18 protein-coding genes are annotated in these 21,309 nt (G+C 73.1%); 11 read left to right on the top strand and 7 right to left on the bottom strand.

Translation table 11 applies throughout. The annotated features are described in order from the left end of the window. Positions 1-9: 9 nt before the first annotated feature. The 6 genes from ACZ619_RS43425 to ACZ619_RS43400 are packed head-to-tail and all read right to left on the bottom strand — an operon-like array spanning position 10 to position 7,432. Positions 10-927 carry a GNAT family N-acetyltransferase gene (locus ACZ619_RS43425; protein WP_469611488.1) on the bottom strand — a complete coding sequence of 306 codons (918 nt, stop codon included), beginning with the start codon at positions 925-927 and terminating at the stop codon, positions 10-12. A gap of 45 nt (positions 928-972) precedes the next feature. Further along, entirely contained in the window at positions 973-3,147 is a 2,175-nt protein-coding gene (locus ACZ619_RS43420; RefSeq protein ID WP_469611487.1) for a peptidase C14, read from the bottom strand. Between the two features lie 21 nt (positions 3,148-3,168). Further along, positions 3,169-4,017: an SDR family NAD(P)-dependent oxidoreductase gene (locus tag ACZ619_RS43415; protein ID WP_469611486.1), complete on the bottom strand. Its 849-nt coding sequence runs from the start codon at positions 4,015-4,017 to the stop codon at positions 3,169-3,171. Positions 4,018-4,047: 30 nt separating this feature from the next. Then, complete coding sequence (locus ACZ619_RS43410; RefSeq protein WP_469611485.1) at positions 4,048-4,911, bottom strand: amidohydrolase family protein; 864 nt, start codon at positions 4,909-4,911, stop codon at positions 4,048-4,050. Further along, on the bottom strand, positions 4,908-6,095 hold the full coding sequence (locus ACZ619_RS43405) for a mandelate racemase/muconate lactonizing enzyme family protein (RefSeq protein ID WP_469611484.1): 1,188 nt from the start codon (positions 6,093-6,095) through the stop codon (positions 4,908-4,910). Before ACZ619_RS43405 ends, ACZ619_RS43410 begins: the two co-directional genes overlap by 4 nt. After that, positions 6,095-7,432 carry an aspartate aminotransferase family protein gene (locus ACZ619_RS43400; protein WP_469611483.1) on the bottom strand — a complete coding sequence of 446 codons (1,338 nt, stop codon included), beginning with the start codon at positions 7,430-7,432 and terminating at the stop codon, positions 6,095-6,097. The genes ACZ619_RS43405 and ACZ619_RS43400 overlap by 1 nt, the downstream gene beginning before the upstream one ends. A gap of 217 nt (positions 7,433-7,649) precedes the next feature. Here ACZ619_RS43400 and ACZ619_RS43395 point away from each other — a divergent pair, with 217 nt between their 5' ends. From ACZ619_RS43395 to ACZ619_RS43350, 10 genes are all read left to right on the top strand, one after another. Then, a complete protein-coding gene (locus ACZ619_RS43395; protein WP_469611482.1) occupies positions 7,650-8,513 on the top strand; it encodes an IclR family transcriptional regulator in 864 nt (287 codons plus the stop codon). Positions 8,514-9,262: 749 nt separating this feature from the next. Continuing rightward, positions 9,263-11,065: a peptidase C14 gene (locus ACZ619_RS43390; protein WP_469611513.1), complete on the top strand. Its 1,803-nt coding sequence runs from the start codon at positions 9,263-9,265 to the stop codon at positions 11,063-11,065. Positions 11,066-11,312: 247 nt separating this feature from the next. Further along, positions 11,313-12,620, top strand: coding sequence for a Gfo/Idh/MocA family protein (locus ACZ619_RS43385; RefSeq protein ID WP_469611481.1), 1,308 nt, complete (start codon positions 11,313-11,315; stop codon positions 12,618-12,620). Between the two features lie 342 nt (positions 12,621-12,962). Beyond that, positions 12,963-14,213, top strand: coding sequence for an extracellular solute-binding protein (locus tag ACZ619_RS43380; RefSeq protein WP_469611480.1), 1,251 nt, complete (start codon positions 12,963-12,965; stop codon positions 14,211-14,213). A 130-nt stretch (positions 14,214-14,343) separates the two neighbouring features. Further along, positions 14,344-15,252 (top strand): carbohydrate ABC transporter permease, encoded by a 909-nt coding sequence (locus tag ACZ619_RS43375; RefSeq protein WP_469611479.1) that lies wholly within the window; start codon positions 14,344-14,346, stop codon positions 15,250-15,252. 1 nt (position 15,253) lies between these two features. Next, complete coding sequence (locus ACZ619_RS43370) at positions 15,254-16,207, top strand: carbohydrate ABC transporter permease (RefSeq protein WP_469611478.1); 954 nt, start codon at positions 15,254-15,256, stop codon at positions 16,205-16,207. Between the two features lie 80 nt (positions 16,208-16,287). After that, positions 16,288-17,373: an NAD-dependent epimerase/dehydratase family protein gene (locus ACZ619_RS43365; protein ID WP_469611477.1), complete on the top strand. Its 1,086-nt coding sequence runs from the start codon at positions 16,288-16,290 to the stop codon at positions 17,371-17,373. A gap of 197 nt (positions 17,374-17,570) precedes the next feature. Further along, the gene (locus ACZ619_RS43360) at positions 17,571-18,578 is read left to right on the top strand and encodes a dihydrodipicolinate synthase family protein (protein ID WP_469611512.1); all 1,008 of its coding nucleotides are present in this window, start codon (positions 17,571-17,573) and stop codon (positions 18,576-18,578) included. Beyond that, positions 18,562-19,644: a hydroxyacid dehydrogenase gene (locus ACZ619_RS43355; protein ID WP_469611476.1), complete on the top strand. Its 1,083-nt coding sequence runs from the start codon at positions 18,562-18,564 to the stop codon at positions 19,642-19,644. Before ACZ619_RS43360 ends, ACZ619_RS43355 begins: the two co-directional genes overlap by 17 nt. Next, positions 19,635-19,886: a hypothetical protein gene (locus ACZ619_RS43350; RefSeq protein WP_469611475.1), complete on the top strand. Its 252-nt coding sequence runs from the start codon at positions 19,635-19,637 to the stop codon at positions 19,884-19,886. The genes ACZ619_RS43355 and ACZ619_RS43350 overlap by 10 nt, the downstream gene beginning before the upstream one ends. 62 nt (positions 19,887-19,948) lie before the next feature. Here ACZ619_RS43350 and ACZ619_RS43345 read toward each other — a convergent pair whose 3' ends face one another. Beyond that, positions 19,949-20,752, bottom strand: coding sequence for an alpha/beta fold hydrolase (locus tag ACZ619_RS43345; RefSeq protein ID WP_469611474.1), 804 nt, complete (start codon positions 20,750-20,752; stop codon positions 19,949-19,951). A gap of 107 nt (positions 20,753-20,859) precedes the next feature. Here ACZ619_RS43345 and ACZ619_RS43340 point away from each other — a divergent pair, with 107 nt between their 5' ends. Next, the gene (locus tag ACZ619_RS43340; RefSeq protein ID WP_469611473.1) at positions 20,860-21,207 is read left to right on the top strand and encodes a hypothetical protein; all 348 of its coding nucleotides are present in this window, start codon (positions 20,860-20,862) and stop codon (positions 21,205-21,207) included. The last annotated feature ends 102 nt before the right edge of the window (positions 21,208-21,309 follow it).

Genomic DNA, 21,309 nt, shown 5'->3' with positions numbered 1-21,309 from the left:
CTGGCCCGGTCAGAAGGAGTCGCCGTACCAGTGGGTCGCGCCGGGTGCGGTGACCGTGGCGTGGACCGGTTCGGGGGCGGACAGGACGGGGCGGGCCATGCCGCAGTGGTCGGTGACGGGTGTGCGGGACGGGAAGAGGGCGTCCGCGGCGGCGCGGAGTTCGGGGGTGTCGGGGAGGCGGGCGGTGAGGGTGCGGTGGCCGCGGGCGGCGGCCCGGGCCGCCGCGGCGGCGAGCAGGGCGCGCGCGGTGTCCTCGGGGGCCGGGCCGCCGAGGGCGATCTCCAGGAGCGAGGCCCGGTCGGGGGTGAGGCGCAGGACGGCGAAGCCCTCGGGCGGGGCGCCGGCGACCAGGGTCGTGGTGGCGGGGCCGTACCAGTGCGGAAGCCGGACCCGCCAGTCGTGCGGGGTGCGCACGGTGGTGAGCGGACGGTGCCGGTCGTAGCCGTCCCTGAGGACGGCGAGGCGGGGCGGATCGTCGGGCCGGGCGGGCCGTACGCCCGAAGGGTGGGGAGTGCCGGGTGCGAGCGGGGTGTGCCAGGCCGGGCTGGGGAACGTCCGCCAGCCCGCCGAGCGGTAGACACCGGGGGTGCCGGTGAACAGGAGGGACCAGGCGCAGCGTTCGGCGGTCATGGCCCGGACCGTGTCCGTGAGGAGCCGGGCGACCAGGCCCCTCCCCCGCGCCTGCGGGAGGGTGGCCACGCCCCCGACGCAGCCGACCCGGTCGGTGCCGCCGTCCGCCGTGCGGATCGGCCTCGGCTGCCAGTGGAGCGCGGAGAGCACCTCGCCGTGCTCGGTGGCGAGCAGGGTGCGCGGGTGGCGGTCCGGTCCGGTGCGCCAGAGGGGGAGGACGGGGGCCTCGCCGAAGGCGGTGCGCCAGAGGCGGCCGAGGGCGGGTTCGTCCTGCGGGGTGGCGGTCCTGAACTCCATGGGTGCCTTTCCTGACGCGGAGCAGCGGGGCCGGCCGAGCCGGTGTCAGACGAGCAGGTTGCCGTCGTCGTGGACGCGTTCGCCGGGGGCGGGCCAGTCGGAACGGGTGACGGCGCGTTCGGTGCAGCCGGTGTGCAGGAGGGTGGAGTCGCCGGTGAAGGCGTCCGGGCGCAGGTCGAGGGTGCCGCCGGTCAGGCGGGCGCCGACGGCGGTGTAGTGGTTGGTGCCACCGGTGATCCGCAGGTGGGCGGTGCCGTCGGGGGCGTCGGCGCGGACGCCGTCGAGGTCCCAGACGACGGTGGCGGTGCCGGCGGCCCGGGCGAGGAGGGCGCGGGCGGAGTTGGTACCGGTGAGGCGGGCGCCGCCGCCGACGCTGACGCGCTGATCGCGTACGGCGGTGAGGGCGATGCCGGTGTCGGTGAGGGTGCCGCCGTCGACGCGGACCTCGGCGGAGCCCACCTGGAGCGGCGCTCCCGTGCCGCCGTCGGCTCCGGTGAGGGTGCAGGCGGTGAAGGTGACCGCGCCGGGGCCGCGCAGGATGTTGCCGTCCAGGCCGGAGAGCGTGGTGCGCACGAAGTGGACCGCGCCGGTGACCGGGGTCTGCACCAGGACGCTGCCTGCGGGCAGGGCGAAGGAGCAGTCCGTGATCGTGGTGGGGCGCGAGGAACGGGCGGAGCGCTGGGCGACGGCGAAGAACTTGGCGGTGCAGCCCTTGAGTTGGGCGCCGTCGGCGTTGACGACGAGGGTGCCGTCGGGGTCGAAGGCGGGGCGCGCGATCACCCTGACGTTCTCCAGCGTCAGGTCGGTGATCTTCGTGTTGGCGGTGAACCAGGAGCAGACGTGGTCCCGGACCGTGATGCGCTTGGCGGAGATCCCCCACTGCGCACCGGAGTTGGCGATGTCCATCAGGCCGGAGTTGCCCTCGAAGAGCAGGTCGTGCTCGTACTGGCCGTGGGTGGTGAACGGGTTGCCGCCCGCGTCGTCGCCGTCGCCGTGGCAGTTGACGACCGTGCAGTACGCGGACGCGGTCAGGTCGTTGAGGTGGCGGACGTTGCTGGTGACGCAGTCGGCGACGCGGCCGTAGAGACAGTAGATCTGCTGGGTGAGGTAGCCCGCGCCGCCGTAGAAGACGGTGGGCGGGTTCTTGAGCGAGCAGTGCTCGGTGCGGAAGCGGGTGCACCAGCGGCGCATGATCACCGGCCAGAAGGTGCCGGTGGCGTGGATGCCGGAGACGTCGCAGTCGACGGCGTACTCGTAGGCGACCGGGTGGGAGCCGCTGTACTCGTCGTCGGTCGCGCCGGTGTCCTGGCCGGCGCCGAGGAACACCAGGTCGCGGACGTGGACCTGCTCGACGGGGCGGACCCTGGTCCAGGTGAGGGTGCGGCCGGCGGCGAGTTCCCAGCCGTTGAGGTAGTTCACCCGGACGTGGGTGGCGTCCACGATCTCGGTGATCTCGACCAGTTTCTGCAGCTCGCGCTCGTCGGCGCCGCCGCCCTCGACCTCGTCGCCGCGCAGCGCCCACCACTGGCCGACGGCGAAGGCGCGGGAGTCGGGGACGGGGAAGCTGTCGGTCAGCTCGATGACCTTCTCGGGCAGGTCGTACGTCACGACGGTGTCGGTCACGGTGCCGGCGCAGTACAGGAGCGCGCCGAACGGGTTGTCGTGGGTGTTCCTCTCCATGCCGCCGGTGTGCACGGTGTGGCCGCCGAAGTCGAGGGTGAGCCGGGAGCGGGTGACCTGGTGGCGGCGGCGGAAGAGCAGGTCGGTGTGGGCCTCGATGCGGTGCACGGTGGCGTCGGCGAGCAGTGCGTCGAGCGCGTCGTCGGCGGGGTGTTCGGCGTCGAAGTGGCCGAAGCGGCGGAAGTCGGCCACGCCGTAGTGGAGTTGGAGCCAGCGGCCCTGCGCGGGGCGGTCCTCGGGGCGCAGGACGGTGCCTCCGTTGGCGGCGGCGGTGGAGCGGGCGGTCCAGCGCAGGGCCGTGCCGCCGCCGTCGCCGGGCGCGTGGTACCCGGCGACCAGGGCGAGTTCGCCGTCGGTGCGGGAGCGCGAGGGCAGGGCGAGGAGGTCGGCGACGGTGTCGGCGGTGATGCTGCCGGGGGTGCGGGGGTCGGGTGTGCGGGGGTCGGCGGTGGCGGTGCCGGGGGCGGCGAGTACGGCGAGGGCGGCGCCCAGGCCTCCGGCGCCGATCAGGCGCCGCCCGATGGCGGGGTCGGGTCTCATCGCGGGAGGGGTGCCTTCCTGTCAGGGGGCGGGCCGGCCGGCGGGGTCGACGGGGAGGGTGGGGCGGTAGGGCGGCATGAAGCGGGTGCGGGGCATCTGGTCGGCGAGGACGCCGCCGTCCACGACGAGGCGGGTGCCGGTGAGGTAGGCGCCCGCGTCGGAGGCGAGCAGCAGCAGGGCGCCGGCGCACTCCTCGGGTTCGGCGTACCGGCCGAGCGGGATGCGCTCGCGGTAGGCGGCCTCGAACGCCTCGCGGTCGAAGGGGAACTCGTCGTCGATGGGGGTGGCGACCATGCCGGGGGCGATGCTGTTCACGGTGATGCCGTGCGGGGCGAGTTCGACCGCGAGGGTCTGGGTGAGCAGGTCGACCGCGGCCTTGGAGGCGTTGTAGTGGGCCAGGCCGGCCTCGGCGACGAGGGCGTTCTTGGAGGTGATGCCGATGATCCGGCCGGGCACCCGGTCGGCGATCATGTGCTCGGCGATGCGCTGGGTGAGGAAGAAGACGGCGTCGAGGTTGACCCGCATGACCCGGTACCAGCTCTCCGGGGTGATCTCGTTGAAGCGTTCCAGGGCGGCCGTGCCGGCGTTGTTGACGAGGATGTGCAGGGGGCCGGCGGTGGCGCGGACGCGGTCGGCGAAGGCGTGCAGGGCGCCGGTGTCGCTCAGGTCCTGGGGCAGGACGTGCGCGGTGCGGCCCAGGGCCTCGATCCGGGCGGCCGTCTCGGCGAGGTCGGGACTGCCGGGCAGGTCGGTGAGGACCAGGTCGGCGCCGGCTTCGGCGAGGGCGGTGGCGAAGGCCCGGCCGAGGCCGCGGGCCGCGCCGGTGACCAGGGCGGTGCGTCCGGTCAGGTCGAAGCGGTCCGAGGCCATGGCGGCTCCTGTCGTGCGTGGGTGCGGGGGTCAGTCGAGGCCGAGCAGGCCCAGGGAGGGCCGGTGGACGAGGGCTTCGACGGCGTCCTTGTCGAGGGGGTCCAGGCCCGGGATGCCGGGGATCGCGGCGATCCGGCGCAGTCCTTCGACGGAGTCGTCCACGGTGGTGAACGGGTAGTCGCTGCCGAAGAGCAGCTTGTCCCACACTCCGTAGTCCTGGACCAGGCGGAGGGTGTGCCAGAGCTGGAACGGCCGGTAGTGCAGGGCGCTGATGTCGGCGTAGACGTGCCGGTGCTTGCGGATGACGGCGATGCACTCGCCCTCGAAGGGGTGGCCCATGTGGGCGAGCACCATGCGCAGTTCGGGGTGGCGGATGGCGACCTCGTCCAGGTGACGGGGCATCGCGTACTCCAGGCGGGCCTGGGAGACGAAGGTGGTCCCGGTGTGCACCAGCAGGGGCAGGGCGTGCCGTTCGGCGTAGGCGTACAGCTCGTCGTACTCCTCGGCGGCCGGGTCGAACCCGGCGTACATCGGCATCAGTTTGATGCCGCGCAGGCCCAGTTCCTGGTGTCCGTGGCGGAGTTCGTCCTGCCAGCCGGGCTGGGTGGGGTCGAGGGCCAGGTAGCCGATGAGGTGGTCGGGGTGCTGTGCGACGTACGCGGCGACGGCCGTGTCGTCCACCCAGAGTCCGCTGCGCCGGGCCTTGCCGCCGACCACGACGGTGCGGGTGCCCGGCGGGGCGGTGGCCGCGTAGTCCTCCCAGCGGACGGTCAGGTCGACCTCGCCGGCGTGGGCGCGGGCGGACTCGGCGCGGAAGGTGTCGTCGAAGTCGTGGCTGTGCCTGAAGAGGTGCGAGTGGACGTCGACGACGGGGCCCGCCGTGGCCGTGCTCATGTGCGGTTCCTCTTCTCCCAGCCCTCGGCGAACATGTTCCAGAAGCGGTGGGTGGGCGGGTGCTCGGCGAAGACCTCGTCGACGAGTTCGATGCCGAGGCCGGGGCGTTCGGGGAGGGCGATGTGTCCGTCCTCGACCGGGAGGGCGCCCCTGACGGCGTCGAAGACGTAGGGCTCCAGCAGGCCGTCGAAGGTCTCCAGGACGGTGAAGTTGGTCAGTCCCAGCGCCGCGTGGACCGAGGCGGTCGTGCACAGCGGGGAGTTGGAGTTGTGCGGGGCGACGGTCATGCCGTGCGCGTCGGCCTGGGCGGCGATCTTGCGGAGTTCGGTGAAGCCGCCGGCCATGGAGAGGTCGGGCTGGACGATGTCGACCGCGTTGGCGGCGAACAGCGGCTTGTACTCGTACCGGTTGTGGAAGTGCTCGCCGCCGGAGAGCGGGAAGGGCGCGATGGCGCGCAGCTCGGCGTAGCGCTCGATGTGGGTCCAGGGCAGGGGTTCCTCGAACCAGCCGATGTCGAACGGGGCGAGTTCGTGGACCAGCCGTCGGGCGGTGGCCATGGCGAACCGGGCGTGGCCCTCGATGTAGAGGTCGACGTCGGGGCCGACGGCCTCGCGGACGGCCTGGACCAGCGCGAGGGAACGGCGCAGTTCGAAGCGGTCGAGTTCGTGCAGTCCGGCGCCGAACGGGTCGACCTTGAGGCCGGTGTAGCCCTTGGCGACGGTGGCCTTGGCCTTGGCGGCGAACACCTCGGGCTCACGCTCGCCGGTGTACCAGCCGTTGGCGTAGACCCGGACCCGGTCGCGGGTGGCACCACCGGTGAGGCGGTAGACGGGGACGCCGAGGGCCTTGCCCATCAGGTCGTGCAGGGCCTGGTCGACGCCGGAGACGACGATCCCGCCGATGTCGCCGCCGCGCAGGAAGTCGCCCTGGTACATGCGCAGCCAGATCTCCTCGACGTCGAAGGGATCGGCGCCGATGAGGTGGCGGCGGCCCATCGCCTCGGTGAGGGCGCAGGTCTCGGCTACCCGGTAGGGGTGGGTGATCTCGCCGACTCCGGTGAGGCCCTGGTCGGTGTGGAGGCGGACGTATCCGAAGTCGCGCCAGGCGGTGCCCAGGGCGAGGGTCTCCACTCGGGTGATGCGGCCCGCCGGTCCGGCCGGGCGTCGGGTGTCGACGGTCAGCATCAGCGCAGCGCTCCGCCCATGGTCGAGGTGTGCTCCAGGTCGTCGGTGCCGCCGTCGGCGAGGACCTGGCGGACGGCGACGGCCGTGGCCTCCAGGAGCCGGTCTACGTCGGCGTCGGTGTGCGCGTAGGAGAGGTGGCTGCGCTTGAGGTTCAACGGCAGCTCGAAGACGCCCTGTTCGACCAGGTGGCGGCGGTAGCCGATGAAGCGGGCGGCGTCGTTGGCGAGCAGGTCGTCGTAACTGCGCGGCTGGGGGCCGGACATGAAGTAGGTGACGAAGACGGAGCCGAAGCCGGTGACGACGGCGGGGACGCCGAGGTCGCGGTAGAGGCCGGTGAGCCCGTCGCGGACGCGGTCGCCGAGGCGGTACACGTGCTCGTGGACGGGTTCCTCGCGGAGTTTGCGCAGGGTGGCGAGGGCGGCGGCGACCACGTCGGGGTGGCCGTTGTAGGTGCCGGCGAAGAAGACCGGGCCGCCGGGGCGGGAGCTGAAGCGGTCCATGAGGTCGGCGCGGCCGCCGAGGGCGCCGACCGGGGCCCCGTTGGCGATGGCCTTGCCGAGGGTGGTGAGGTCGGGGGTGACGCCGGAGATCTCCTGGTAGCCGCCGAGGGCGTGCCGGAAGCCGGTGATGACCTCGTCGAAGACCAGGACGCTGCCGGCCCGGGTGCACTCGGCGCGCAGGGTGCGCAGGAAGTCGTCGGTGGGCAGCAGGGCGCCGACGTTGTGCGGGATCGGCTCCAGGATGACGGCGGCGATGTCGTCGCCGTGCTCGGCGAAGGCGCGGCGGACGCCCTCGGTGTCGTTGAACCGCAGGACCAGGGTGGCCTCCAGCACCTCCGGGAGGATGCCGGTGGAGGTGGGGTCGGGGCGGCCGACGCGGTCGGGGGCGGAGATGACGTTGAGGCTGACGGAGTCGTGCCAGCCGTGGTAGCAGCCCTGGAACTTGACGACCAGGCGGCGGCCGGTGACCGCGCGGGCCAGCCGCAGGGCGTGGAAGGTGGCCTCGCTGCCGGTGCTGGTGAGCAGCACCTTCTCCATCGAGGGCACCAGTTCGACGAGTTGTTCGGCGAGGTGGACCTCGCCCTCGGTGACGGCGACGCCGGTGAGGGAGAGGGAGGAGCGGGCCGCGGCGACGGCCGCGGCCACGTCGGGGTCGTTGTGGCCGAGGAGCGGGGGGCCGAAGGCGGCGTGGTAGTCGGTGAACTCCCGGCCCTCGGCGTCCCAGAAGCGGGAGCCCTCGGTGCGGGTGATCACCAGGTCGGTGAGTCCGGGGATGCTGCGCTGGCCGCTGTTGACCCCTCCGGGGATGACCCGGCGGGCGCGCTCGGCGAGCGTCATTCGCTGCTCCTTGCGTTGAGTGCGGGTGTGGGGGAGGCGGCCCTGCCCGGCCGCTGGTCCCCGGACGCCATCCGCCCGGCAGTCATCGCAGGTGGTTCGCAGTCGGACCAGCCGAACTGCGTTTTTCAAAACACTGTTCTGAATAGCAAAACAGTGAGGATCGTAGATCTCGGGAACCGGACACGTCAAGGGTCGTTAGCGGATACGCTGTTCGGCTATGCAGAACAATGAGGGTGAGGGCCTCGCCGACGAGGCCCCTCACCAGCCGAAGTACTGGGTCAAGACGGTCGGCCGCGCGGCCGAGATCCTCCAGGTCCTCGCCGTCGGCGCCCCCGGCCAGGGGCTGAGCGTCACCGAGATCGGGGTCCGCTGCGGGATCTCCAAGAGCGCCGCCTTCGGGATCCTCCAGACCCTGCGCCATTACGGCCTGGTGGCGGACGAGGGCGAGGGCATGAACCGGCGCTACCGGCTGGGCATGGGCCTGGCCCGGCTCGGCGAACGCGCCCAGGAACAGGTGTCGTTGCGCGACGTGGCCCGCCCGGTGCTGCGCCGGCTGAGCGCGGAGTGCGGGCTGGCCTCCCGGGTCGCGGTGCTGGAGAGCGGGCACGCGGTCGTCATCGACCAGGTCGACCTGGACAGCGGCCCCCGGCTCGACCTGCGGATGGGCACCCGGGAGCTGGCGCACTGCTCCGGCCTGGGCAAGGCCCTGCTCGCCGCCATGACACCCGAGGAGGCACATGCCCTGATCGCCCGGGCCGGACTGCCCCGCCGCACCTCACGGACCATCACCGACGAGGAGACCCTCTTCGCCCACCTGCGCGACGTGCGCGCGGCCGGCTACGCGCTGGACGACGAGGAGGACGCCGACGGGATCTTCTGCATCGGCAGCGTGGTGCGCGACCACGCCGGGCGCTCCGTGGGCGCGATCAGCGTGACCGGCCTCAAACTCGGCCTGCCCGGCTGGCGGTTCCAGGAGCTGGGCCGCCAAGTCCGGTCCGCCGCCGCCGAGATCAGCAGAGAGCTGGGCGCGGAGGTGTCCGAGACCGAGTCGGCGCAGGTCACCGCCGAGCGGAACGGCTGAGACCGGGGCGACAGGGCGCCGGATTCCGGTTAAATCCCGGTTTCCGGCGCCCTGTTCGCCGGTCGCATGTCTTGACGGCGCTTTACGGACCGCTTAACTTCCTCGGACAGCGCAGTGGTTCAGTCCACTCGCACACCGGTCGCCGTCCCCCTGCCCCGGGGCGCGCTCCCCCACGACCGCACCCAGCCATCCGCCCGACGCACGGCACCCACCACCGTGCGGGAGCGGGTCCGGTCCCCCTCTCCGGCCCGTTCGACGTCATCGCGGGATCCCTCACCCATCGCCCTCGGATGAAGGCTTGAGGTCCCGTGAGCACTTCCCCCCGTCCCCGTGACACGTCCCGCTCCCGCGACGAGTCCTGTCCCCGCCCGCTTCCCTCCCCCGCCGACGCCGGCAGTACGGCCGGCACCGGTCCGTCGCCGGCCCGCCGCGCCCTGCTCCGGGCGGGCGGCGTGACCGGCCTGATCGCCGCCGTCACGGCCACCGGAACGGCCGCCGCGTCCGCCTCCTCCGCAGGCGCCGACGACATCCGTGCGGTGGACGCCGTCGCCGCGCTGCGGGCCCTGAAGACCGCCTCCCTGTCCGACGGGGCGCTCGCCGTGGTGGCCGGCTACCACAAGCCCGGTGACGGCGGCGGCATGCTGGTGCGCTGGTCGGCGTCCTCGGCCGCCGCCCACAACGGCGGCACGGTCCTCGCCCCCGAGCACGCCAAGGCCAAGGGACGCTGGCTCCAGGTCCACGACGGCGTCATGGACTTCCGCCGGTTCGGGCTCTTCGACGACTCCGCGCCCGCCGACGCCGCGCTCGACGCGATGGTCGCCGACGACTCGGTGCACCGGGTCGAGGCCCACACCGACCTGCTGTTCACCAAACGGCACACCTTCGGCCGGTCCCGGATCGAACTCGACTTCGGCGGCCACCGGGTCTCCACCGAGGGCATCGAGAAGAACAGCTACGACAACCCGTTCGGCGCGGTGCTGTACTTCCGCGGCGAGGTCACCGACACGGTGGTGAAGTCGAAACTGTCCGCCGCCATGCCCGATCTCGCCGACGTCTTCGAGGTCCCCGACTCCGGGGCCTTCGCGGTGGGCCAGTGGTGGGCGGTGGTGATCGACGCGGCCTCGGGCGGCGGCACCTACGAGAAGGAGGTGCAGAAGCTCGTCCAGGTCACCCAGCTGGTCGACGCCACCCACATCCGCGTCAACTACAAGATCGGCTGGGATCTCGCCGCGGGCCGCACCTTCACCTGGACCAAGGTGAACCCCGTGCACCGCGCCCACGTGCGCAACATGGTGTTCCAGGGCGTCGCCGACGGCGACACCTACACCGGCTCGCACCCGGTGGCGTACGAGTACGCCGTCTCCTGCGACGTCTCCGGCATCGACGCGACCGGCACCTTCTGGCCGGTGGTGATGCGCCGCTGGTGCACCTACTTCCACACCTACCAGTGCCAGTTGAAGAACCCGGCCTCGGTGACCTGGGGCGGAGCCGGCTACCTGACCCAGCAGATCTACTGCCTGTACGGCCACGTCGAGGACTGCCACGTCGCCAACTCCCGCCACCTGAACGACTGGACGGCCTCCGCCTACGGCTACGTCACCAACTGCCACGGCGACGGCGACGACCAGGGCCCGTTCGTCACCCACGGCCAGTTCGAGCACGACCTCGTCTACACCGGCAACTCCGGGCTGATGACCTTCGCCAACTCCGGTGCCGCCTGGGGCTCCGCCGCCAAGCGGATCACCGTGCGCAAGCACATCTGCTCCTGGTTCGTGGCCCGGGTCAAGGTCACCGACCTGACGCTGGAGGACATGCACGTCATCGGCAACGCCCAGGCCGGCTCCGGCATGCTGTGGGTCAACGCCGACGGGGTGCAGATCCGCGGCTGCACGGCCTCCGGACCACTGGTGATCAGCCAGGCCTCGGCCCGCTCCAAGCGGCCCAACGTGATCGCCGACTCCGGGTTCACCCAGGGCAACACGTACGCCGTCACCGCCGCGAACGTCGACACGCCGCTGCACCTCCAGCGGGTGCGGCTGACAGGACTCGACTCCAGCGCCTTCAGCGGCACCGGGCGCCTGCTCCTGGAGGACTGCGTGCTGACCGGCTCCGCGACGGCCGGCCCGACCACCGTCGCCCACACCGACGTCACCGTCCGCGGCGGCGTCCTCACCGACACCGGGCTGAAGCTGAACTCGGCCAAGGACCAGCGCCTGCGGATCGGCTCCGGTGCGAAGATCACCGGCACCAACTCCGCGGCCGTGCTGCTCGCCCGGACCGGCGGCGACCGTACCGTCACCTGGCAGCTGGACGGGCTGGTCAGCGAGGCCGCCGACGGATCCACCGCGCACCTGGCGGTCACCGACGGACCCAACCGCTACCAGGCGACCGGCTGCTCCTTCCGCTCCGGGCGGCTGGAACTGACCTCCGCCGCCTTCGGCTCGGGCAGCCATCTCCTGCACACCGGCTGCGTGGAGGACGGCACCGAGCGCACCGCGATGCCCGACGAGGGCGACCGGGTGCGGCACACCGAGGGCAACCTGCTGCTCTGAATCGACTGCGGCGGGCCGTGCGCAGGACGCCGGGGGCGAAGGTACCGGACGCAGGCACCGGGGGCGAAGGTACCGGGCGCAGGCGCCCGTGCCGTCGTACGGCATCCGTGCCCGTGCCGCGATCTCCGTGCCCGCGCCGCGATCTCCGCGCCGGCGCCCCTGTGAACCCGTGGGCGGGCCCCGTGGCCCGCGGCGATCCCGTTACCCGTGACCGAGAACCCTTCCGGCTCCGACCTTGGACGACATCATGCCCCACACTCCCTCCGCCGCGGCGGCGACGGACGCCGCGCCGCTCGGCCGCCCGGTGCGCGTCGCGCTCGTCGGCGCCGGCAACCGCGGTCTGACGTACGCCGGCTGGATCCACCAGCACCCGGACCGGGCGGTGCTGACGGCCGTGGCCGACCCCGACGAGGGGGCGCGGGCGGCGTCCCGGGCCGATCGGCACCTCACCGGCTGGCGGGAGCTGGTCGCCGCCACCGAGCGGGAGGGCCGGCTGGCCGACGGCGTGATCGTGGCGACCCAGGACCGCGACCACGTGGAACCGGTGCTGGCCCTGGCCCGCGCCGGGTACGCCGTCATGACCGAGAAGCCGCTCGCGCCCACCGAGCAGGAGTGCCGCACGCTGGTGGCCGGGGTGGCGGAGACCGGCGTGCCGTTCGCGGTCTGCCACGTGCTGCGGTACACGCCCTACACCGACCTGGTGCGCGAGGTGGTGGCGAGCGGGGTGCTCGGCACCCTGACCGGGGTGGAGCACCTGGAGCCGGTCGGCTGGTGGCACTTCGCGCACAGCTACGTACGCGGCCCCTGGCGGCGGGAGGACCTGTCGTCGCCGATGATCCTGGCCAAGTCCAGCCACGACCTGGACTGGATCGCGTACGTGACCGGCCGCCGGATCGAGACCGTGGCCAGCTTCGGCGGCCTGACCCACTTCCGGCCGGAGAACGCCCCGGCCGGCTCCACCGACAACTGTCTGACCTGCCCCGTCGAAAGGAGCTGCCCCTACTCGGCGCCCAAGCTCTACTACCCCGCCCTGCGGAAGACCGGCGGCGGCTGGCCCGTCTCGCACGTCACCCCGGCGGCCCACGGCCCGGACGACGAGGCGGCGCTGACCGAGGCGCTGCGCACCGGCAGGTACGGGCGCTGCGTCTACCGCTCCGACAACGACGTGGTCGACCACCAGGTCGTCGCGATGCGTCTGTCGGGCGGGCTCACCGCCACCTTCACCATGTCCGCGTTCACCGAGCAGACCCACCGCCAGACCCGTCTCTTCGGCAGCCACGGCTGGCTGCGCGGGGACGGTGAGCGGGTGTGGGTCCACGACTTCCGCGACGACTCGGTGACGGTGCGCACCACCGGGCCCAGCGGCTCCAACGCCGCGGACGGGCACGGGGGCGGCGACACCGCGCTCACCGAGGCGTTCGTCACCGCCCTCGCGACCGGGGACCGGAGCCACATCCGCTCCGGTCCGGCCGAGTCGCTCGGCAGTCATCTGGCCGCGTTCGCGGCCGAACGGTCCCGGCGCGGCGGCACCGTCGAGACCGTGCCGTCCAGCTGAGCCGGGCGGGGGCGCCGCCCGGCTCAGCGGGGCGGGGGCGCCGCCCGCTCCCGGCCGCCGGGGGCCGCCCCGCACGGTTCCCCCGGCGGCGGAGTCCCGCGAGGAGCCCCGCGTGGTCCCCGGGTCCGGGGCCCGGCCGTCCTGGTCCGGGGCCCGGCCGTCCTCCGCCTCCCCGAAGGCCCCGCACGGCCGACCGGCTCACCTCTCCCCAGGGACCGCACGGCGCGGCCCCGCCCCCACCGTCCGGGCCACCGCCACCGGGCCCGCCCCGTCTCACCGCGTCTCCTCGCCCCCCTCCGAGGACGCCCATCCCCTGAAACCCACCTCATCCGAGGAGTCCCCGTGAGAATCCGTACCGCGCGGCTGACCGCCGCCGCGACCGCCGTCGCCTCCGTCTTCACTCTCGCCGCCTGCGGCTCGGGCGGCGAGTCGGCCGGCGGCAAGGCCTCCGTCACCACCTGGGTGTACCCGGTGATCAGCGACGAGAAGAAGAACGCCGCCTACTGGGACGGCCTGGTGAAGGCGTTCGAGAAGGCCAACCCGGACATCGACGTCAAGGTCGAGACGTACCCCTGGGCCGACCGCGACACCAAGCTGACCACCGCGCTCGCGGCCGGCAAGGGCCCGGACGTGGCGTACCTGATCCCCGACCAGCTCGCCGCCTACCGGCGCAACCTCACCCCGGCCGACGAGTACATGTCGGCGAAGGACAGGTCCGCCTACCGGGACAGCGCGCTGAAGGCGGTGACCGTCGACGGGAAGGCGATGGCCACGCCGGTGCTGATGTCGGCGTACCCGCTGCTGTGCAACAAGAAGGTCCTCGACGCGGTCGGCACGGACGCGGTGCCCACCACCTGGGACGAACTGAGCGACCTTGCGGCCAGGTTGAAGAAGAAGGGCTACTACGCGATCACGTACAGCGGGGACACCACCGCCACCCTCAACATGACGTACTACCCGCTCCTGTGGCAGGCGGGCGGCGACGTCTTCAGCTCGGACGGCACCCGGGCCGCGTTCAACAGCGAGGCCGGCGTGACCGCGCTGACCTGGCTGAAGGAGTTCGTCGACAAGGGCTGGACGCCGAAGGACCTGATCACCAAGACGCCGTCGATCGAGCAGACCGACCTCGCCAAGGGGAAGGTCGCCTGCACCTGGCAGAACAGCGCCGCGGAGGTGGCGGGTTACTGGGGCGAGGACAACATCGTGATGGGCTCGGCGCTCGGCGAGCAGAAGTCCGTGGCGTACGGCACCGTCGGCACACTCGCCATGTTCAAGGGCGCGGACACCGACGCGGCCGGCAAGTGGATCTCCTTCGTGGCCGAGCCGGACCACGCGGCCGGACTGGTCACCCCGGGCGGCTACTTCGGCGCCCGTACCGACGGCGACGACCTCTACCCCGGCAACACGCTCCAGCAGGCGACGGAGAAGGTGCTCGACTCCGCCGACGTCGGCCCGCTCAACACCGCCGCCCGCGACGTGATGGGCGCGCTGGCACCGGAGCTCCAGTCGGCGCTGCTGGGCAAGGAGAGCCCGCAGGACGCGCTGGACACGGCGGCCGAGGCCGCCGACCAGATCATCGCCCGCAAGCGCTGATCCGCACCCCGGCCCGGGCGGCACGGACCCTCCCCGTGATCCGTGCCGCCCGCCACCGACCGCCCGCCACCGACCGCCCACCGCCCGCCCCTTCGTCACCCGCCCCTTCACCACACCCCAAGGAGGTCCCGTGGCCGCTGTCGCGGAACACCCCCGCACCGAACGGCCCCGAGGAGGGGTGCTGCGCCGCGCCGAGGCGCGGGTCGGGCTGCTCTTCGTGCTGCCCTGTCTGCTGCTGTTCGTCGTCTTCCGGTTCGGCCCCGCCGTGGCCGGACTGGCGCTCGCCTTCACCGACTACACCCCGGGCGCCGTCACCCACTTCACCGGCCTGGACAACTTCCGGCGACTGTGGGACGACCCCTTGTTCTGGTCGTCGCTGAAGGTGACCGTGGTGTACACGGTCCTCGCCGTCCCGTTCGGCATCGCCGCCTCGCTGGGGCTGGCGCTGCTGACCCGGCGGGCCTTCCGCGGCAGCAAGCTGCTGCGGTCGGTGTTCTTCCTGCCGGTCGTCACCAGCCTGGTCCTCGCCTCCACCGTCTTCGTCTGGATCTTCTCGACCGACGGCCCCTGGTCGGCGGTGACGGGCTTCCTCGGGCTGCCGTCGCGGAACTGGCTGAGCGACTCGGTGCTGGTGCTGCCGGCCCTCGCCCTGGTCGGCGTCTGGTCCCGGTGCGGCTACGGCATGCTGATCCTGCTCGCCAAGCTCCAGGAACTCCCCGTCGAACTGGAGGAGGCGGCGCTGGTCGACGGCGCGGGCCCGGTGCAGCGGTTCCGGTACATCGTCGGACCGCAGCTGCGGCCGGCCTTCTTCTTCCTCGCCGTCATCGAGACCACCAACAGCTTCCAGGTCTTCGACGCGGTCTACATGATGACCGGCGGCGGCCCGGCCAACGCCAGCTACACGCTGGTGTTCCAGCTGTACGACGCCGGGTTCAAGTACTTCGACTTCGGCTACGCCAGCGCGCTGGGCTGCGCGCTGTTCCTGCTGACCATCGTGGTGGCGCTGGTGCAGCGGCTGGTTCTCGGAAAGGAGAGGTGAGATGGCACCCGTCACCCAGGAGGCCCTCGTGCCCCCGGACGCCGAGGCCGACGCCCCCGCCGGCCCCGCCCACGGTCCCGCACCCCGTGCCCCCCGGCGACGGGCCGCCGGCGCCCAGGACGCCGTCCCGTTCGGGCTGCGCACCGGCCGTGGCGGACGCGTGCTGCGCGGAGGGCTGCTGGCGCTCGCCGCGGTGGCCACCCTGTTCCCGTTCTACGCGATGGTGGTGCTCTCGCTGCACCCCGAGGGCGCCGTCCACCTGCCCGGCAGCCTGCTGCCCTGGCACCTCACCGCCGACGCCTACGCCGAGGTGCTCGGCTCCCGGGACGTGCCCCGCTGGCTCTTCAACACCCTTGTCTACGCGCTGGTCTCGGTGGCCGGCGTGCTGCTGCTGGCCTCGCTCGCCGGGTACGCGTTCGCCAAGAAACGCTTCCCCGGCCGGGAGACCATGTTCTGGTCGTTCCTGTCGATGGTGATGGTGCCCTACCACGTCACCATGATCCCGACCTTCATCCTCCTGTCGAAGCTCAGCGGGGTCGACACCTACTGGGGCCTGATCGTCCCCACCCTCGCCAACGCCCAAGCGGTGTTCCTGATGCGGCAGTTCATCATGGGGCTGCCGGACGAGATCTTCGAGGCGGCCCGGCTCGACGGGTGCGGCGAACTGCAGATCTTCTTCCGCGTGGTCCTGCCGCTGCTCAAGCCGGTCCTCGCCACGCTGGGCACCTTCGTGTTCCTGTGGCACTGGAACGACTTCCTGTGGCCCCTGATCGTCGGCCAGAGCACCGACATGCGCACCCTCACCGTCGGTATCGCCTCGCTCCAGCAGGAGCAGGTGCCCCTCAACCAGGTCCTCGCCGGTTCGGTCGTCGCCTTCGTGCCGATCTTCAGCGCCTATCTGGTCGGGCAGCGGTACTTCACGGAGGGCGTGATGGGCTCCGCCGTCAAGGGCTGACCCCTCCCCTCCCGTCAAATCCCCTACGACAACGTCCGGGCCGCGGACCCAGGTCCCGGTACCGGTCCCCGAGGAGTCCCATGCACCCCGCATCCCCCGCACAAGCGCCCGTGCCCACACCTGCGCCCGCGCACGCGCCGTCGAAGCGGCCCGAGGACGTCGCGGCCCTGGAGGCGCTGCTGGCCACGCCGTCCCCCGCGCTCGTCGCGGACCTCGCCACGCTGGACGGCGATCTGCTGGTGCTCGGCGCCGGCGGCAAGATGGGCCCGAGCCTGTGCCGGCTGGCCCGCCGCGCGCTGGACGCGGCCGGCCGCACCGACCTGGCGGTGCGCGCCGTCTCCCGCTGGTCGGACCCGGAGGCCGCGGCGGCGCTGGCCGCGGACGGCGTGGAGACGGTGCCGTTCGACCTGATGGAGGACGATCCCGCCGGGCTGCCGGACGCAGGGAACGTGGTCTTCATGGTGGGCGCCAAGTTCGGCTCGGCCGCCGACCCCACCACCGCGTGGGCGGTCAACGCGGCGCTGCCGGACCGGATCGCCCGCCGCTACCGCGACTCGCGGATCGCCGCGTTCTCCACCGGCAACGTCTATCCGCTGGTCTCCGTCGTGGAAGCGGGCAGTGTCGAGTCCGACCCGACCGGACCGGTCGGCGAGTACGCCATGTCCTGCCTGGGCCGTGAGCGGGTCCTCGCCCACCACGCCCGGCGCTCCGGCACCCCGCTGGCGCTGATCCGCCTCAACTACGCGGTCGACCTGCGCTACGGCGTGCTCGCCGACATCGCCACCACGGTCCGCGACGGCGCGCCGGTCTCGCTCGCCACCGGTCACGTCAACGTCGTCTGGCAGGGGTACGCCAACGAGGTGGCGCTGCGCTCGCTCACCCGGGCCGCCGCCGAGCCGTTCACCGTCAACGTCACCGGTCCGGAGACCGCGTCGGTACGACGGCTCGGCCACCGCTTCGCCGCCGAGTTCGGCACCGCCGCCCGCTTCTCCGGCGAGGAGTCCGGCACCGGCCTGCTCTCCGACGCCTCCTTCTGCCACGCGGAGTTCGGCTATCCGGCGGTGCCGCTGGCCACCCTGGTGTCCTGGCAGGCGGGGTGGATCCGGGACGGACTGCCGCTGTCCGGCAAGCCCACCAAGTTCGACGTCCGCGACGGAAGGTTCTGACCGACGTGCCCCAGTCCGCGCCCCACCCCGGATCCTCCGCCGCTCGGCCCGGGACGTCCCCGACCCCGCCAGGGACGTCTCCCGCACCGCCCCGGACATCCCCGACCCCGCCAGGGACATCCCCCACACCGCCCCGGACGTCCCCGACCCCGCCAGGTGCCTCTCCCGCGTCGGGCGCGGGCGCCGCGCCGCTCGCCCTGCTGGCCGAGGGCACGGTCATCCCCGCCCACCCGCTGGCCCTGGACGCCGGCCGCCGGCTGGACGAGCGCCGGCAACGCGCGCTGACCCGCTACTACCTGGCGTCCGGCGCCGGCGGCATGGCCGTCGGCGTGCACACCACCCAGTTCGAGATCCGCGACGCGGGGCTCCTGCGCCCGGTCCTGGAACTGGCCTCCGAGACCGTACGGCGGGAGGCCGGACGGCCCGTCGTCCAGGTGGCCGGCGCCTGCGGCTACACCGCGCAGGCCGTCGCCGAGGCCGAGCTGGCGGCCGAACTCGGCTATGACGCGGTGCTGTTGAGCCCGCGGGTGCCGGGCGCCGACGAGGCCGGGCTGCTCGACCGGGCCCGCGCGGTCGGCGAGGTCCTGCCCGTCATCGGCTTCTACCTCCAGGAGGCGGTGGGCGGCCGCTATCTGTCGCCGTCCTTCTGGACCCGGCTCGCGGAGATCCCGTCCGTGGCCGCGATCAAGACGGCGCCGTTCGACCGGTACCGCACGGCCGAGGTGATCGACGCGGTGACCCGCTCCGGCCGGGCCGGCGAGGTCGCGCTGTACACCGGGAACGACGACGCGATCCTCACCGACCTGCTCACCCCGTACCGCGCGGACGGCGAACTCCGCTGGTTCGCGGGCGGCCTTCTCGGCCAGTGGGCCGTCTGGACCCGTACGGCGGTACGGCTGCTCGACGAGGTCCGCCGGGCCCGCGCCGGGGACCATGCGCTCACCGTGGACCTGCTGCGCCGGGCGCCCCAGCTCACCGAGGCCAACGCGGCGGTCTTCGACGTACGCGGAGCCTTCCGCGGCTGCATCGCCGGTGTGCACGAAGTGCTGCGCCGTCAGGGCCTGTTGGCGGGCACCTGGTGCCTGGACCCGGCGGAGCGGCTGTCGCCGGGGCAGGCCGAGGAACTGACCCGGGTCTGCGCGGCCCACCCCTGGGTCACCGACGACGCGTTCGTGGCGGAGCACCTCGATGACTGGCTCCGCTGACCCGGCCACCGGGCCCGCCGCCGGGATCCGTACCGTGGTCGCGGTGCCGCCCGCGCTGCGCGCCGAGTTGTTCGCGCCCGGGACCTGGCAGCGGCTGCTGGCGGTCGCCGACGTCACCGTGGTCGACGCGCACGGCGACCGGTCCGCGCTGGCCGCCGCGCTGCCCGGCGCCCGCGTCCTGGTGAGCGCCTGGGGCACCGCCCGCATCGACGCCGGACTGCTCTCCCATGCCGACTCGTTGGAGCTGCTGGCGCACACCGGTGGCGCGGTGAGTCCTTACGCGGGGCCGGAGTTGTTCGCCCGCGGGGTGCGGGTGACGCAGGCCGGAGCGGCGATGGCCCGTCCGGTCGCGGAGGTCGCGCTCGCCTTCACGCTGGCCCTGCTGCACCGGACGCACCGTTTCGACCACGCCCTGCGCTCCGGTCTGGACTGGGAGTCCGCGTCGTCGGCGCCGCCACGGCACGAGATCCGGGGCTGTCCGGTCGGTGTGATCGGCGCCTCGCGCACCGGCCGCGCCTACCTGGCCCTGGTCCGCGCGCTGGGCGCCCGGGTCGGCGTGTACGACCCGGTGCTGACCGACGAGGAGGCGGAGCGGCTGGGGGTGCGCCGGGTGCCGCTGGACGAACTCCTCACCACCAGCCGCGTGGTGGCGGTCCACGCGCCCGCCCTGCCGGAGACGCGGCATCTCCTGGGCCGGCGCGAACTGGCCCTGCTCCCGGACGGGGCCTGCCTGGTCAACACCGCGCGCTCCTGGCTGGTCGACGAGAACGCCCTGGTCGCCGAATTGCGCACCGGCCGGATCGACGCGGCCCTGGACGTGTACGACACCGAACCGCTGCCGGTGGACCACCCGTTGCGCTCCCTGCCCAACGTGCTGCTGACGCCCCATCAGGCGGCGGCCACCGTCGAGGGCAGATACGCCCTCGGTGACACCGCCGTCGCGGAGATCGAGCGCTTCGCGGCCGGGCTGCCGCTGCGGCACGAGGTCGGCAGCGACGCCCTCGCCCGGGTGGAAGTCCCGGCTGCCCGCCCTCCCCTGACGAACGGAACCGACCCGTGCGCCTGATGAGGATCGGCCCGCCCGGCCGCGAACGACCCGTGGCCCTCACGGCGGACGGCCGCTGCCACGACCCGTCCGGGCCGACCCCCGACATCGATCCAGCCCTCCTGGCCGCCGACGGCCTCGCGCGGGCCGCGGCGGCGCCGGCGTCCGGCGAGCCGCCCGAGACGGACCCTGCCGGCGAGCGGATCGGACCGCCGCTCGCCCGGCCGGGTGCGCTGCTCTGCATCGGCAGGCCGGAGCGGTGATCCGCACCCGGTGTGCCTGCTCGCCTGGTGTCCCTGGTCGCCTGACCGCGAGCCCGGCGAGCTCACGCCGCCCCGGCCCCGTACCACCGCGGCAGCCCGTCCGCGTACGTCTCCAGTCGTTCTTCCAGCACCTGGGGCGTCGGGTCGTCGCGGCCCAGGGTGTGCCAGGGGCCGGCCAGTCTGGTCGTGTCGGGGCAGTAGTGCAGGGCGTCGAGCAGCCGCCAGTAGAGGTGATCGGGGCCGTGGGCGAGACCGTGGCCGCCGTGTGCCTCGTACCGTGCCCGGAAGCCCAGCCCGTGCTCCGGTCCGTGCAGCAGCGCGAGCGCGGTCGAGCAGTGCGCCACGTCCAGGTCCGCTGGTCCCCACGAGGTCTCGACCCAGTCCACGACGCCGGCGAGCAGGTCCAGGCGGCGGTCGAGGTCTTCCTGTACGGCCTCGGTCACCGCGGGAGGGATCACCGTGTCCGTGCCCGGCACCGCGAGCACCGCCCGGCCGTTGTACGCCCGCAGCACCTCAAGTGCGGGTGACCGCCGCCGGCCGTCCGGCTGCCTGATGGTCTCGCCGAACCCCACCAGGACGAGCGGCGCGTCCGCCCCGGCGTACGTGTCGATCACCGCCACGGCCTGCTCGAACCGTCGGCGCAGGCTCGACTCGGCCAGTTCTCCGGTGCTTTCGCCGTGCCCGGAGAAGTCGAAGGCGACCGTTCGACAGCCGTGGGTCACGAACTCCCTTACCAGTGGCAGCAATCGCTCGGTCCTGCTGGTGCCTGCGCCGTGCAGCACCACGGCGGTGACCCCGCCAGGAGCACCGCCGTACACACCGTTGAGCCGTTCACCGTCCTGTTCGTGCGTGAGGTCGACGAGCATGTCCCCCAGTCACTCGCGTCGTGTGCCGGAACCGCCCGCCTCCTGTGGCCGTCTTGTGCGCCGACTGTGTACGAAGCGGGGCCATGGGGGGCGTTGTGGTGCGGAGCGTGACGAAGGCCGTTCTTGCGGGGACGGCGATGGTGGCGGTGCTCGGGGCCTCGGGCTGCGGCAGTGAGGCCGGCAGCGGCGGAGGCTCCAGGGACGGGGAGCCGTCCGGCGGCTCGGCGCGGACGGCTCCTGGCACCGTGGGGACGCTGTCCGGGTTCGCGGGGACCACAGCGGTTCCCGTGACCCGGCACGTGCCGTGGAACCTGGACATCCTGGACCAGCGCTCCCGCCCCCTCGACGGGAAGCTCACCACTGCCGCCACCGGCAAGGGTGTTCACGTCTACGTGATCGACACCGGGTTGGACGTCGGTCACGCGGAGTTCGGTGGACGCGCGCGACGGGCGTGATCGCGCTGGGGCCTTGACCCCGGAGTTTGAACACGTCTATGCGGCTCGGGCCAGGGTAGTTGGTGTTGGGTGGACGGTGATCTCGTAGGTGATCGGGGCTCG

It is taken from the genome of Streptomyces sp. NPDC104367, from assembly GCF_055583825.1.
Note: the sequence above shows the minus strand (reverse complement) of the source record. Positions and strands in the feature narration are given on the sequence as shown.

Bases quoted from the DNA above. Each gene is read 5' to 3' on its own strand.
- ACZ619_RS43385 (WP_469611481.1), top strand. From the start codon at position 11,313: ATGCCCCACACTCCCTCCGCCGCGGCGGCGACGGACGCCGCGCCGCTC.
- ACZ619_RS43370 (WP_469611478.1), top strand. From the start codon at position 15,254: ATGGCACCCGTCACCCAGGAGGCCCTCGTGCCCCCGGACGCCGAGGCC.
- ACZ619_RS43395 (WP_469611482.1), top strand. From the start codon at position 7,650: ATGCAGAACAATGAGGGTGAGGGCCTCGCCGACGAGGCCCCTCACCAG.
- ACZ619_RS43405 (WP_469611484.1), bottom strand. From the start codon at position 6,095: ATGCTGACCGTCGACACCCGACGCCCGGCCGGACCGGCGGGCCGCATC.
- ACZ619_RS43390 (WP_469611513.1), top strand. From the start codon at position 9,263: ATGGACTTCCGCCGGTTCGGGCTCTTCGACGACTCCGCGCCCGCCGAC.
- ACZ619_RS43410 (WP_469611485.1), bottom strand. From the start codon at position 4,911: ATGAGCACGGCCACGGCGGGCCCCGTCGTCGACGTCCACTCGCACCTC.
- ACZ619_RS43415 (WP_469611486.1), bottom strand. From the start codon at position 4,017: ATGGCCTCGGACCGCTTCGACCTGACCGGACGCACCGCCCTGGTCACC.
- ACZ619_RS43425 (WP_469611488.1), bottom strand. From the start codon at position 927: ATGGAGTTCAGGACCGCCACCCCGCAGGACGAACCCGCCCTCGGCCGC.
- ACZ619_RS43355 (WP_469611476.1), top strand. From the start codon at position 18,562: ATGACTGGCTCCGCTGACCCGGCCACCGGGCCCGCCGCCGGGATCCGT.
- ACZ619_RS43345 (WP_469611474.1), bottom strand. From the start codon at position 20,752: ATGCTCGTCGACCTCACGCACGAACAGGACGGTGAACGGCTCAACGGT.
- ACZ619_RS43365 (WP_469611477.1), top strand. From the start codon at position 16,288: ATGCACCCCGCATCCCCCGCACAAGCGCCCGTGCCCACACCTGCGCCC.
- ACZ619_RS43420 (WP_469611487.1), bottom strand. From the start codon at position 3,147: ATGAGACCCGACCCCGCCATCGGGCGGCGCCTGATCGGCGCCGGAGGC.
- ACZ619_RS43400 (WP_469611483.1), bottom strand. From the start codon at position 7,432: ATGACGCTCGCCGAGCGCGCCCGCCGGGTCATCCCCGGAGGGGTCAAC.